Below are 14524 nucleotides of genomic sequence, written 5' to 3'. Positions count from 1 at the left end.
AGCTAAATAAGGAAAATCACACTTGGGAAAATATTGTAATAATTTTGAGAAAAGTTTAATAATCTTAATAATTTGATATAATATACTGTTTGTATTATAATGTTGTTGTATTATAACAAATGGAGATTAAATTGGTTTAGTCAAACATACTGTGAAAAGAATCTCACAATAAGTATATATTATCTTGAAATAAATATTAAAGTAAATTTGGCATAAAATTTGCTTTAATATTTATATAGTATAAAGAAGGGGTGATAAATATGAAATATATTATTAATCGTAGCAATAATCCTTATTATAACCTAGCATTTGAAGAATATTGTTTTAAGAAATTGGAAGAAGATGAAATCGTTTTCTTGTGGAAGAATAGCCCTACTGTTGTTATAGGGAAAAATCAAAATACATTAGAAGAAATTAATGAAGAGTATATCAATGCAAACGATATAAAAGTTGTAAGAAGAATAACTGGTGGTGGAGCAGTTTATCATGACCTTGGAAATCTAAATTTTACTTTTATTAAAAAAGTTGATAATATTGAAGAATTAGATTTAAAAAAATATGCTTCACCTATTGTTAGTGCATTAGAAAAATTTGGGGTTAAAGCTGAACTTAGCGGTAGAAATGATATTACAGTGGATTCGAAAAAAATATCAGGTAATTCTCAGTCTATATATAAAAACAAAGTACTCCATCATGGAACTATGTTAATTGATTCGGATTTAAGTGTATTAAGTAAAGCATTGAAAGTTAAAAAGGAGAAATTTGAGTCAAAAGGAGTTAAATCAGTAAGAAGTAGAGTGACAAATATAAGACCATATTTAAATTATGATTTTAGCATTGAAGAGTTCGAAGAGGAATTAATAAATCAATTATTTATTCAAGAAAAGGAAGAGAAGAAAGAATTAGTTTTATCTGCTTACGATTTAGAAAATATTAAGGAATTATATGAGAGTAAATATAGTACATGGGAATGGAATTATGGATTTTCACCAATATTTAATTATAAAAATATAAAAAGATGTACTGCGGGAACGGTTGAATTTAATGTAGATGTTAGAGATGGTTACATAAAAAAAGTCAGAATATTTGGAGATTTTTTTGGTAATAAAGACATTAATGAGTTAGAAGAAATTTTAATTGATACTAAATTTATGAAAGAAGATATTCTTCTGAAATTAGACCATATTGATTTGAGTAACTATATACTTCATATGGCTTTAGACGATTTTATAGCTTGTATGTTTGAATAGAAACTTGAATGGGGGGGCTTTAAATGGTTAATTTAACTACTTTGGATTATAACGAAGTTATTGGTAAAATGCTTCAAGATAGAGGTATAGATACTAAAGAAGATTTTGTGAAAAGAGGATGGAAAAGATGTATCGAACTTGAGGTTAATCCCGATAGTGGTAAATGTTTGGAAAAATATGAGGGAGAAAGATTGGAAGAAATATTAGCTGAAAATGAAGAACTAATTAATTTTTCATACCCGTTTATGGGCGATTTGTATTCTTTTGTAAAAGGGTCTGGATTTGTTGTAGTTCTAACAGATAGTAAATTTAGAATATTAGAGGTCATCGGAGATCTAAATATTTTAAAAGATTCAGCTAAAAAGTTAAATTTTGTTAGAGGGGCAGTTTGGCATGAAAAAAATGTAGGTAATACAGCAATAAATACTTGCATAAGAGAAAGACATCCAATTCAGATGACAGGGGATCAGCATTATTGTTATACGCACAAAGATTGGACATGCTCTGCAGCACCAATTTTATTTGAAGATAATCTCGTTGGTGTATTAAATGTCAGTGGTTATGCCGACAATATTCAATTACATACATTAGGAATGGTAGTTGCAGCGGTTAGGGCTATTCAAACAAAACTAGAAGTGGAAAAAGTTAATTCAGATTTAAGATTAAAAAACAAGTTTCAGGATGCAATTATTAAATCTGTGCCAGAAGGAATGTTAACAATAGATAATAAAGGAATTCTAACTTTCATTAATGTTAGAGGAGCAGAAATTTTGGGAATTGACAGAGGTAAAGCTATAGGAAAACACATATCACAATTGTTAAATTTTGACGCAGTAATACTTAATGTTTTGAAAACTCAAAAAGGTTATATAGATAAAGAGTTTACTATAAAAACTAAATATGGACAAAGACTTCATTTTATTAAGACAGCTGTTGTAGTTAGAAATGAAAACGGAGAATTAATAAGTGTTGTTGAAACTTTCAAAAAAATAAAAAAGGTACATAATTTAGTAAATAGAATGGTAGGCGCTTATGCTAAATTTTCCTTTGATGATATAGTAGGTAATAGCATTCAGTTAAAAGAAGCTATAAGAATCGCAAAAATTGCCTCGAAAAGTTCTTCAAATATTTTGGTTAATGGTGAAAGTGGAACGGGTAAAGAATTATTAGTTCAATCAATTCATAATGCTAGCACTAGATGTAATGAAAGTTTTATATCTATAAACTGTGCGGCTATTCCATCCGAACTTATTGAAAGTGAACTTTTTGGTTATGAGGAAGGTGCTTTTACTGGAGCCTCAAAAAATGGTAGACCTGGTAAGTTTGAATTAGCGGATGGTGGAACAATTTTTTTAGATGAAATTGGCGAAATGCCGCTACATATGCAGGCTAAGCTTTTAAGAGTTATTCAAGAAAACCAAATAACTAGAATTGGTGGTACAGACTTTATTGACATAGATGTGAGGATAATTAGTGCTACAAATAAGGATCTTTTAAAAGAAAGTAATGAGGGGAATTTTAGAAGAGATTTATTTTATAGGTTAAATGTTTTAAATATTGAATTGCCCCCATTAAGAAAAAGAACTGGTGATATTAAGCAATTAGTTTATTATTTTATTAGTAAAATTAATGATAAGCTAAACAAGGATATTACCGATATTTCAGATGAGGCACTACAATGCCTTTTAGAATATCAATGGCCAGGTAATATTAGAGAATTAGAAAATGCTATTGAAAGAGCAGTTAATGTATGTTTAACAAAAAGAATAGAGAAATGTGATTTACCTATTTATATAAAAGAAAATAGAAAGACATTATTTAATTATAATGAGGCTGTAAATGAAGAAATTGATAGTATTGAAACTGAACATATTAAAACAATTGAGGAATTAGAAATAGAAGCAATAAAAAAAGCCATTCGAATAAAGAGTGGGAATGTTACTAAAGCTGCAAAGGCTTTAAATATTACAAGAAATACACTTTATAATAAAGCTAAGAAATATAGTTTGGAATTAAATTAGATACACTCCTGATATGTAGCATTAAAGCTTAGTTGCTCAAAAAATAAACAGTGCTAAAAATTTGGACAATCATTGTGCTCAAATTTTTAGCACTTAAAAATTAATAGTGTTTATTCCTTTATTTTAAATTTTATTGATTGGTTAATTATTTAACAGTTTTATTTGAAAAATTAGAAGAGAATGGGGATTGAGTATGAGAATTGTGTGTATTGGAGATAGTTTAACATCGGGATATAAATTAAATAGAAAATATCTTTGGACAAGTATTTTGGACGAAAAGCTAGATATTGATGTAGTAAATAAAGGGATTGCAGGGGATACATCGGCAGGGGTATTATCAAGATTTAAAGATGATGTAATTAAATATAATCCGTCACATGCTTTAATAATGGTGGCGACAAATGATTTTATATGGAAAGTACCCATAGAAGTGGTTAAAGCTAATATAGCTACGGCTATATATCATTCATTTGCAAATAATATATTTCCTATAATAGGGATTTCCATTCCTGTTATTCCAGAAGAGGCACATAAAAATTGGTCAATGTGCGATGATTTTTCAGTAGTAAATGATAGAATTGCAGAATTAAGAGAGTGGCTACTTCTATTTTCAAAAGATACTAATTTTAGAGTTATAGATTTTTATTCGTATTTTAGGGATGAAATAGAAAAAGGAAATGCAGAAGTGTATTATAGTGACGGAGTTCATCCTTCAGTTGCTGGAAATAAACTTATGGCATCAGTAATTAATTTTAATGATTAAAAATTTGGCAGTGCTAAAAAAATGAGCGATGATAATGTATGATTTTTGCACATGTTCAAATGTAACAATATTCAATGCTAGCAAATGAAAGATAGATAGGAAAAATATTCTTAGAATGTAAACGTAGACATAGAGCCGATTCAGAAAGTATTATCAAGCATGATTATTCAGAAAATTTGAAAAAATTAAAACTTGGCACCTATATTGCTATATATATTGTCGAAAGAAATATTAAAATAAGACCAGGGGGTGTCAGGACGTGTCTGAATTTACAAAAAACCAAGCTACTGATTTTTATAAAACAATGGTTAAAATTAGAAGGTTTGAAGAAACTATTGAAAGATTTTTTTTAGACGGTAAAATACCAGGATTTGTTCACTTATATATAGGTGAAGAAGCTATTGCTACTGGTGTATGTGCTAATCTTGGGGTGGATGACTATATACAAAGTACTCATAGAGGTCATGGACATACAATTGCTAAAGGCGCAGATATGAACAAAATGATGGCAGAAATATTTGGTAGAGAGACAGGCTTTTGCAAAGGTAAGGGTGGCTCAATGCATATAGCTGATTTTAGCGTAGGTATGCTAGGTGCAAACGGTATAGTTGGTGGTGGTTATAATTTAGCAACAGGAGCAGCTTTAGCAATTAAAATGCAAAAGAAAAAGAATGTTTCAGTTGTATTCTTTGGTGATGGTGCATCAAATAGAGGAACTTTCCATGAGGCAGCAAACATGGCAGCAGTTTGGAAATTACCTGTTATATTTGTATGTGAAAATAATCAATGGGCTTCAACAACTCCATATAGAACAACAACTTCTGTTGAAAATGTAGCAGATAGAGCAGTGGGATATGGAATGCCTGGTAAAATCGTAGATGGTAATAATGTATATGAAGTTTATGATGCTACTAAAGAAGCTGTAGAGAGAGCTAAAGAAGGTGGTGGACCAACACTTATAGAATGTAAAACATATAGAATTAAAGGACACTTCGTAGGAGATCCTGAAAAATATAGAACTAGAGAAGAAGTGCAAGAAAGATTTAATAATGATGATCCAATAAAGAATTTTGAGAAATTAGCTTTACAAGAAAACTTAATGACTAGAAAAGAAATGGATAGCATAGAAGAAGAAGTTAAAAAAATGATAGAAGATTCAATTCAATTCGCTATGGATAGTCCTTATCCAGATCCATCAGAATTGTTTGAAGATTTATACGTGTAGGAGGTGGAATAAATGAGAGAAATTACATTTTCACAAGCAACATTAGAAGCTATGGAAGAAGAAATGAATAGAGACGATAAAGTATTTGTTATGGGAGAGGATATAGCTAGACAAGGTGGTATATTCGGACAATTCAGAGGATTGCCAGATAAATTCGGTACTGAAAGAGTTATTGATACTCCAATTACTGAAACAGCAATTATTGGAGCAGCAGTAGGAGCTTCTCTTGCAGGAATGAGACCAGTAGCAGATATGCACTTTGCAGATTTTGTAGGTGTAGCTATGGATGAATTATTCAATCAAATGGCTAAAATAAGATATATGTTTGGTGGACAAACTACTGTACCAGTAGTTGTTAGAGCACCAGATGGACTTTCAATTCAAGGAGCTGCACAACATTCACAGTCTGTAGAGGCTTGGTTCTTACATATTCCAGGATTAAAGGTGGTTGCACCTTCAAATCCAGCAGATGCAAAAGGACTATTAAAATCAGCTATTAGAGATGATAATCCAGTTATTTATTTTGAGAACAAAGTAATATATAGACAAAAAGGACCAGTACCTGATGGTGAATATATTGTTCCAATTGGAAAAGCAAAAGTTGTAAAAGAAGGAACAGATGTAACTATAGTATCTTATTCAATAATGATGCAAACAGCACTAAAAGCAGCAGAGTTATTAGAAAAAGATGGTATAAGTGTAGAAGTAATTGATTTAAGAACAATATCTCCACTAGATAAAGAGTGTATTCTAGAATCAATAAAGAAAACACATAGACTAGCTATAGCTCATGAAGCTGTTAGACAAGGTGGAGTTGGAGCTGAAATATCTGCTATTGTAGCTGAAGAAGGCTTAGATTATCTTGATGCACCAGTTTTAAGATTTGGAGCTCCTTTTGTACCAGTTCCATTTGCACCAACTTTAGAAAACGAATACAGAATAAAAGCTCAAGATTTAGTAACTGGTATAAAAGGAATGTTTTAATGGATGCTAAATTGATAAGAATTCAATCAAATGAGACTAATTCTGGAAGAATTATTTCAGCTAGATTACTTCCAGGAGTAGATATAATAAGTGGTATTAAAGAAATTTGTACAAAACATAGTATTAAATATGGAACTATAGTATCGATGGTTGGAAGTCTATCTCAATTATGTTTGGTTTATGCAATACCAAGTTCAACAGGCAAAATAGGAATTAAGTATACTGAACCATTTATCATTGAAGGACCTCTAGAACTTGTATCTTGTCAAGGTACTATAGGGGTAGATGATAAGGAAGAATTTGATGTTCATATGCATGGAATTGTTAGTGATAAATACATGAAAATTTATGGTGGACACATCATGAAAGAAGAAAGCTTAGTCTTAGCAACTGTTGAAGTTACAATAGTAGAATTAGCTAATGCTAATTTAGTAAGAAAATATGATGAGGAAACAGGATTTTCAGTATTTAATTTTCTATAAAAAAATTTTTTTACGGGGGGAAATTATATGTTAAAGAAATTTGTATCGATTTTATGTTCTGTAGTTTTGGTTGGAGCTGTATTTACTGGGTGCGGTGGAAATAATGATAATGTTGCAAATTCAAATGCAAATAATGGTGAAACTCAATTGGAAGATGTATCATTGAAAATGAGTGTTACTACATCTGATTCTTCAACTTGGACAAAAGGTGCAGAGAAGTTTGCTGAACTAGTTAGTGAAAAGACTGATGGAAGAGTTACTGTAAAGGTTTACCCAAATGAACAATTATCTGGTGGTAATCAAAGTAAAGGTGTTGAAATGCTTAGAGATGGGGCAATTGATTTAAGTTTCCACTCAAATATTATATATTCTGTTATGGATGAAAAGTATGGTGTTATTAGTTTGCCATGGTTGTTCCCAGATTTTGAAACAGCTGACGCTAAATTAAGTGGTGATGGTGGAACAATGATTAATGATTTGCTTCTTGAAAGTAATATTGTTGGATTAGGATTTGGTGAAAATGGATTCAGACAAATTACTAACAGTAAACAAGCAATAACTTCACCAGACGATATTGCAGGATTAAAAATAAGAATTCCTGGTATCAAAATGTATATATCATTATTCCAAGCTTTAGGTGCTGACCCAACTGCAATGAATTTCTCAGAAGTATTTACTTCTCTTCAACAAAAAGCTATTGACGGACAAGAAAATCCTACTGATGTTATTTATTCTGCAAAATTATATGAAGTACAAGAGTATATTTCATTATGGAATTATTCTTATGATGCTTTAATACTTGGAATGAATCAAGATAAATTCAATTCACTTGATGAAGCAGCTCAAACTGCTATAAAAGAAGCAGCCGATGAAGCTTGTGAATATCAAAGAGAGTTAAACAGATCAAATGGAGAAGAGCAAGTTGAGTTCTTCGCTGAAAATGGTATGGAAGTATCAGAATTGACAGAAGAAGAAGTTAGCGTATTTAAAGAATTAGTACAGCCAATATATGATGAATATGAACCAATAGTTGGTTCAGATTTATTAAAAGCTTTCCAATAAAATATAAATTAGTCCTGAGGTACAGGGTTAGAAAAACTAGCCTCAGGGCTTTCGTTTTGAAAATCATACAAAAATAGGGAGTGGATGTATGAAAAAGTTTTTAAACAACATAGAAGAATATTTAGTAGCGGGTAGTCTGTTTACAATGACGGTTATAGCATTCGCAAATGTATTATCAAGAAAGGTTTTCCATGCATCTTGGGCCTTTACAGAAGAAATTACTACAAATCTTTTTATACTTTCAAGTTTACTAGGAGCTGCAATTGCAGCAAAAAGAGGTTCTCATTTAGGATTAAGTATTTTTACAGATTTTATACCAAAGAAGTATCAAAAATATATACATCTATTTACGGCTCTTTGTGCAGTAGTTTTCTGCGGCTTCTTATTAAAAGAAGGATTTGCTGTTGCAATGAATGAAAAAGCATATAATCAACTTACTCCGGCTCTTGGATGGCCACAATGGATTTTTGGTATGAGTATTCCAATAGGTGCGTTTTTTATATTAGTTAGATTCGTTCAGTATGGAATCATAAATTTCATGAAAAAGGAGGATAACTAATGTCTATACCAGCTATTTTATTTCTAACGTTTGTAGTTTTATTATTTCTTAATGTTCCAATTGCATTATCACTTGGACTCGCAAGCTTAAGTGCAATGCTAGCCAATGGTACTTTTATGGGTATGCTTCCTATGCAAGTATATTCTGCAACAGGTAAATTCACACTGCTTGCTATTCCTTTCTTCATATTAGCAGGTAATGTTATGGAGAAAGCTGGGATATCACATAGATTAATTAATTTGGCAGATAAAGCAGTTGGACACAAAAGATCCGGACTAGCTATTGTTGCAGTAGTAACTTCTTGTTTCTTTGCCGCAATATCAGGTTCAGGTCCAGCTACAGTAGCAGCTCTTGGAGCAATTCTAATACCTGCTATGATTAAAGGTGGATATGAAGATGGAATGTCAGCAGCCCTACTTGCGACATCAGGAGCTATAGGAATTATTATTCCTCCAAGTATTGCCTTTGTTGTTTATGGTGCTATAGCTGAAGTATCAATTGGTAGATTATTCATAGCTGGTATTATTCCAGGTCTACTTATAGGTATAGGATTAATTATTGCATCAAATATTGTTACTAAGAAAATGAATATTGTACAAAAAGAAAAAGCTCCAAGAAAAGAAGTTTGGATTGCATTCAAAGATGCCTTTTGGGGATTGTGTATGCCTGTAATTATATTAGGTGGAATATATGGTGGTGTATTTACACCAACAGAAGCAGCTGCTGTTTCAGCAGTATATGGAATATTAGTTGGAATATTTATATACAAACAGATTAAATTTGATGACTTCTTTAAGTTGCTAGTTGAATCGTCAGTTCAATCAGCAGTAGTATTATTTATTATTGCAAATGCTAGTGTTTTTGCATGGCTCATTACAACAGAAGGTATTGCTGAGATGGCAGGAACAGCTATATTAAGTATTTCTGCTGGTAACAAAATAATATTCCTTCTTTTAGTAAATATTATGCTACTTATAGCAGGATGTTTTATAGATGCAATATCAGCATTCTATTTATTTATTCCAATATTATTACCAGTTGCAATGGCGTTAGGATACGACCCAGTGGCATTTGGTGTTATGATGACTGTAAACCTTGCTATCGGACAAGTTACACCTCCTGTTGGAGTTAATTTATATGTCGCGGCACCTATTGCTAAAATAGATTTGAAAAAAATATCGAAGGCTGTTTTACCATTCTTATTGGCTTCGTTAATTGTTTTAATGTTAATAACATATTTCCCACAAATAACATTATGGCTTCCTAATATTATGGGAGTTAAGTAAAAAAAATAGACTTCGTGTAGACAAAGGAGGTTATAAAATGGCTTTAACAATAGTTATGCCAAAGCTTGGGCTTACAATGACAGATGGTGAAATTTCAAAATGGTACAAAAGTGAAGGTGATCCTGTAAAAAAAGGTGAAATTATATATGATGTTGAAACTGATAAAATAACAAATCAGGTTGAAGCAGAAAGGGATGGTTTCATTAAAAAAATCCTAGTTGGAGAAGGTGTAGTGGCACTTGTAAAAGATCCAGTTGCAATTATTGGGGACGAGGACGAGGACATTTCCGATTTATTAGGAGTAAGTGCAGGTACTAAAGTAGAAGAAATTATAGAAGCAGAGATAAAAGTGGAAGTACAAGAAGAAAGTAAAGTAATAGTAAATAATACTGGATATATAAGAGCTACTCCACTTGCAAAAAAAGTAGCAAAAGAAAATGGTATTGAATTAGCTCACGTTGCTGGAACTGGTTTTGAAGGAAGAGTTTTAGAAAAAGATATCTTAAAAGCTATTGAAAGTAAGGTAAGGGATGCTAAAATTTCTCCTACAGCAGCAAAAATGGCTAAAGAACAAGATATAGATATAAATAGTATTAATTCTGACAGAAGAATAATGAAGGATGATATTCTAAATTATAATAACAAAGGGGAATTAGTCGAAGATACTAGAGTTCCATTATCTTCAATGAGGAAGGTAATTGCTAAACGTATGTCAGAAAGTTGGACAACATCACCAAGAGTTACTTATAATAACGAAATAGATATGACAGAAATCAAAAGATTAAGAAATTCACTTAAAAATGAATTTGTTAAACAAGGATCAAAACTATCATATAATCATATATTAATGAAAGTTATAGCAACAGCTTTAACAGAGTTCCCTTATATAAATGCTAGTTTGGACGGAACAGAAATAGTTCTTCATAAAAATGTAAATATAGGTTTAGCTGTGGATGTTGAAGCAGGGCTTGTAGTTCCAAATTTAAAAGATGCTCAAAATAAATCATTGCTTCAAATAGCTAAAGGGACAGAAATGTTAATAGATGATGCTAGAAATAACAAACTAGCTACTAGTGATATGCGCGGTGGTACATTTACAATTTCTAATCTTGGTATGTTTGGAGTTGATACTTTCTCTCCAATAATTAACCAACCAGAATTAGCAATACTGGGCATTGACAGAATGATAGATAAACCAATAGTTATAAATGGAGAAATAGTAATAAGACCTATGATGAAATTAAGTTTAACAGCAGATCATAGAGTAATAGATGGAGCTATGGCTGCAAAATTCTTAGCTAGAGTTAGAGAGATATTAGAAAATCCATTTATGCTTTTAGTTTAAGTAGTTACTGCTGAATTTTTGACATTTATGAGAAAGTTGTGAGGTGGTTTTATGAGGAAAAAGGTTGCTGTAATTGGCGGTGGACCTGGCGGATATGTAGCAGCTATAAGAGCGGCGCAGTTAGGTGCAGAAGTAACAGTTTTTGAAAAAGAACACATAGGTGGTACTTGTCTAAATGTAGGATGTATACCAACTAAAGTGTTATTGCATACTTCTGAATTATTTGAAGAATTTAATTTAGCTAAGGAGTATGGTATAGAAGTTGAAGGAGAAGTCAAAGTTAACTGGCAAGTTCTTCAAGCAAGAAAAAAGAAAATAGTAGACAAGTTAGTGGGCGGAATTAAAGGTTTATTAAAGGCTAATAAGGTTAAAATTGTACTAGGAGAAGCGTCTCTTAAAAACAAAAATAATATAGATGTAATTTTGGCTGATGGGAAAAAAGAAAGCTATGAAGCTGATAGTATAATTATTGCAACAGGGTCAGTTAGCTTTATTCCTCCAATACCAGGAGCAAAGCTAGATGGTGTTATTGATAGTACTGGGGCATTAAGTTTAGAAGAAATTCCTGAGGAGTTAGTTATCATTGGTGGTGGAGTTATAGGTTTAGAATTTGCTACTTTATATAATAGTCTTGGAAGTACAGTAACAGTTATTGAAATGCTTCCAACTATATTACCAATGATAGATAGAGAAATAAGTGATAGTATTAGAAAAACTCTTGTTAAAAAAGGAGTTACAATACTAAATAATGCTAAAGTAAATGAAATAAATGAGGATAATAATAAGCTTGTTACCAAATATACTTTAGAAGGAAAAGAAATATTAGTAAATTCAGATAAAGTTTTAGTTTCTGTAGGAAGAAGAGCTGTTACTAGTAATATAAATCTTGAAGAAGTTGGAGTTAATACAAATAGAGGATTTATTTCTATTGATGATAATATGGAAACTAACGTAAAAGGTATTTATGCAATAGGTGATTGTACTGGTAAAATAATGCTTGCACATGTGGCTTCTGAACAAGGAGTAGTTGCAGCAGAAAATATCATGGGACATGAATCTAAATTATTGTATAATACAGTTCCATCTTGTGTGTATACTAAACCAGAAATAGCTTCTGTTGGATTAACTGAAGAACAAGTTAAAGAAAAAGGTATAAATTACAAAGTGGGTAAATTTCCATTGCAGGCTAATGGAAAATCATTAATAATGAATGAAACAGAAGGTTGTATGATAAAAATTATTTCAGATAGCAAATATGATGAAGTTCTAGGTGTCCATATGATTGGGCCAAGAGCTACGGATTTAATTACAGAAGGAGCCCTTGCAATAAGGTTAGAAGCAACAGTAGATGAATTAATAACTACTGTACATGCTCATCCAACTGTTGGAGAAGCAATGAAAGAAGCAGCTTTAGCAGTAAATAAACAAGCTATCCACATCCCTAATAAATAAATTTTTTAAAACCTTGAGGTTGCTAGTATAAGCAGTCTTGGGTTTTTTTTTATTCTAAATTATATGAATCAGCAAAAATTTCTTTATCTAATTAGACTTAAATAATTTGAAATCATCTGTAAAATATAATTCATGGGAATTTGAGTTTTTTATTATATAGGAAGTTATTTTTCCTATACAATAAAAAATGATGGGGTGCAGCGGAAATATTACCCCCCTTCTTTCAGGAGAGTGCTCTGCCGCCTTTTTAGTGAGGAGATTTTTAGAGAGGTAAAATAGAAATAGTGATAAAAAAAGTAGTGAAATACCACTACTTTAAACATATATCTACATAATTGTTAATAACCTTCGAGGGTCATTGAAATGATTCGGAGCGAAGCGAAGAATTATTGCTTGCTGGCTCACTTGCTAATTGTGCTCTTAGTGAGATAACTTACTGACTTGTTTGTTACTAACGAGGGGGCTTGTTTTCTTTACAATTATTATAGGCATAGATATCATTTCGTAAGATAACCACAAAAGCAATTATATAAATAATACTATGATTATACAGATTATTAAAAATGATAAAATATATAAAAGAACATACCAGTAATATATTTAATACAACTAGTAATATTATCATAAAAAAACTAATTTTTTTGTTTGACACAATAAACCTCCGAACTATAATTGAAAGTAATTTACATAATTATTGATTGCTAGTGGTTAGCATCTTTTGTGAATAGCTTGTTTAATGTTTTAATTCCAAATATAAATACTACTAAGCTTAAAATATTTAGCAGAATAATGTTTCAAGAATCCTTTAAGGATTAATCATCTAAATAGAAGTTCCTCAATTATTGGACCTATTATTACAATGCTTAAAAAGAATAAAATATTTTTATTTTGTGGATTGAAAACTGCATTAAAAAGTTCAACCCAAAAATAAGTGATAGGAATAATCAAAGTTAATATATAACATAATAAATCAATATTAATTCCTAGTGCAAGAATAGTTAATAACAAAATACAAGTTGTTTTTAATGTAACATATTTTATAGTCAAGGAATCCTTAAAAGAAATTTTATATTGTATTTTTAGCCATAAAATAATAATTATAAGAGAAAATGATTGAATTACACTATTTGATAGTGATACATTGTTTGAATTATTAGATATTCTTAAGTAAGAAATGTCTAATATAAATGATATTAATAAAAAAGTAAATAAAATTAATATTGTATTAATAATCTTTGGATAGTATTCTTGTTTTTCTTTTAGCATTAAATTCATTCTTTCAAGAAAGTGATATTTAAAAAATCATCTATCTAAAGGTATGGTATTTAATTACACCTAATAACTTTAGATAGATAATAGCTTTTGTAATCTAAATATGCTACTAAAGCTTCTATTAATGATATTAATATCGCAGATCCTCCGTTAACACCTTCCAACTCATCATAGCCCAACTCACAAAAAGCACCACTATAATTCAAAACTATTTGCATTTACCTCCTTTAATTCTAAATTATTCAAACAAATATGTAAACCCTTGGCCAAAAGAAAGTTTTAAAACAATGCACAATTAAGGATGAAATTTTTGCGGGACAAAAATTTCTTTATCTAATTAAGCTTAAATAATTTGAAATCATCCGAAAAATAGTATTATCGGGAATTTGAATTTTTTATTGTGAAGATTTTTAGAGAGGCAAAAGGAAATAGTGATAAAAAAATAAAAGTAGTGAAAAATCACTACTTTTAAACATATATTTACATAATTGTTCATAAAATGTTAATTACCCTCGAGGGTCCTTGCAATGATTCGAAGCGAAGCGGAGAATCATTGCTTGCTTGTTAAAATCAGTCCAGATGCAACTATGGACCAAGAATCAGGAGCAAGCTACTACATAGCAGAAGGGTTAGTGGAAAATAATATTTTAGAAAGTCACAAGGGAGAAGTTTCAGAACTAAAAACAGGTATGATTTGTAATGCAGAGGTAATAACTAGGGATGAAAAACTGTTGTACTATTTGCTTGAGAAGATTAATTTGAAGGATTAATATTATGCATAAATATCACAAAAAAATCTTTTTTTAAACATACCCTTATGATA

Annotated in this window: 13 protein-coding genes; 12 read left to right on the top strand and 1 reads right to left on the bottom strand. The window is 30.6% G+C overall.

Annotation, left to right across the window (positions count from 1 at the left end; translation table 11 throughout):
- The first annotated feature begins 260 nt into the window (after positions 1-260).
- From ACVHXK_RS01910 to lpdA, 11 genes are all read left to right on the top strand, one after another.
- The gene (locus ACVHXK_RS01910) at positions 261-1250 is read left to right on the top strand and encodes a lipoate--protein ligase (protein WP_461204658.1); all 990 of its coding nucleotides are present in this window, start codon (positions 261-263) and stop codon (positions 1248-1250) included.
- Positions 1251-1273: 23 nt separating this feature from the next.
- Complete coding sequence (locus tag ACVHXK_RS01905) at positions 1274-3271, top strand: sigma-54-dependent Fis family transcriptional regulator (RefSeq protein WP_461204657.1); 1998 nt, start codon at positions 1274-1276, stop codon at positions 3269-3271.
- A 193-nt stretch (positions 3272-3464) separates the two neighbouring features.
- A complete protein-coding gene (locus ACVHXK_RS01900) occupies positions 3465-4034 on the top strand; it encodes a GDSL-type esterase/lipase family protein (RefSeq protein ID WP_461204656.1) in 570 nt (189 codons plus the stop codon).
- Positions 4035-4293: 259 nt separating this feature from the next.
- On the top strand, positions 4294-5259 hold the full coding sequence (locus ACVHXK_RS01895) for a thiamine pyrophosphate-dependent dehydrogenase E1 component subunit alpha (protein ID WP_461204655.1): 966 nt from the start codon (positions 4294-4296) through the stop codon (positions 5257-5259).
- 12 nt (positions 5260-5271) lie between these two features.
- Complete coding sequence (locus tag ACVHXK_RS01890; protein ID WP_461204654.1) at positions 5272-6243, top strand: alpha-ketoacid dehydrogenase subunit beta; 972 nt, start codon at positions 5272-5274, stop codon at positions 6241-6243.
- A complete protein-coding gene (locus tag ACVHXK_RS01885; RefSeq protein ID WP_461204653.1) occupies positions 6243-6725 on the top strand; it encodes a PPC domain-containing DNA-binding protein in 483 nt (160 codons plus the stop codon). Before ACVHXK_RS01890 ends, ACVHXK_RS01885 begins: the two co-directional genes overlap by 1 nt.
- Before the next feature lie 27 nt (positions 6726-6752).
- Complete coding sequence (locus tag ACVHXK_RS01880; RefSeq protein WP_461204652.1) at positions 6753-7787, top strand: DctP family TRAP transporter solute-binding subunit; 1035 nt, start codon at positions 6753-6755, stop codon at positions 7785-7787.
- 88 nt (positions 7788-7875) lie between these two features.
- Positions 7876-8346: a TRAP transporter small permease gene (locus tag ACVHXK_RS01875; RefSeq protein WP_461204651.1), complete on the top strand. Its 471-nt coding sequence runs from the start codon at positions 7876-7878 to the stop codon at positions 8344-8346.
- A complete protein-coding gene (locus tag ACVHXK_RS01870) occupies positions 8346-9632 on the top strand; it encodes a TRAP transporter large permease (protein ID WP_461204650.1) in 1287 nt (428 codons plus the stop codon). Before ACVHXK_RS01875 ends, ACVHXK_RS01870 begins: the two co-directional genes overlap by 1 nt.
- 37 nt (positions 9633-9669) lie before the next feature.
- Positions 9670-10977: a dihydrolipoamide acetyltransferase family protein gene (locus ACVHXK_RS01865; protein WP_461204649.1), complete on the top strand. Its 1308-nt coding sequence runs from the start codon at positions 9670-9672 to the stop codon at positions 10975-10977.
- A gap of 51 nt (positions 10978-11028) precedes the next feature.
- On the top strand, positions 11029-12429 hold the full coding sequence (lpdA, locus tag ACVHXK_RS01860) for a dihydrolipoyl dehydrogenase (RefSeq protein WP_461204648.1): 1401 nt from the start codon (positions 11029-11031) through the stop codon (positions 12427-12429).
- 1325 nt (positions 12430-13754) lie between these two features.
- Here lpdA and ACVHXK_RS01855 read toward each other — a convergent pair.
- Positions 13755-13907, bottom strand: coding sequence for a hypothetical protein (locus ACVHXK_RS01855; protein WP_461204647.1), 153 nt, complete (start codon positions 13905-13907; stop codon positions 13755-13757).
- A gap of 321 nt (positions 13908-14228) precedes the next feature.
- Here ACVHXK_RS01855 and ACVHXK_RS01850 point away from each other — a divergent pair, with 321 nt between their 5' ends.
- Positions 14229-14471: a hypothetical protein gene (locus ACVHXK_RS01850; protein ID WP_461204646.1), complete on the top strand. Its 243-nt coding sequence runs from the start codon at positions 14229-14231 to the stop codon at positions 14469-14471.
- The last annotated feature ends 53 nt before the right edge of the window (positions 14472-14524 follow it).

It is taken from the genome of Clostridium sp. DL1XJH146 (assembly GCF_054819755.1).
Note: the sequence above shows the minus strand (reverse complement) of the source record. Positions and strands in the feature narration are given on the sequence as shown.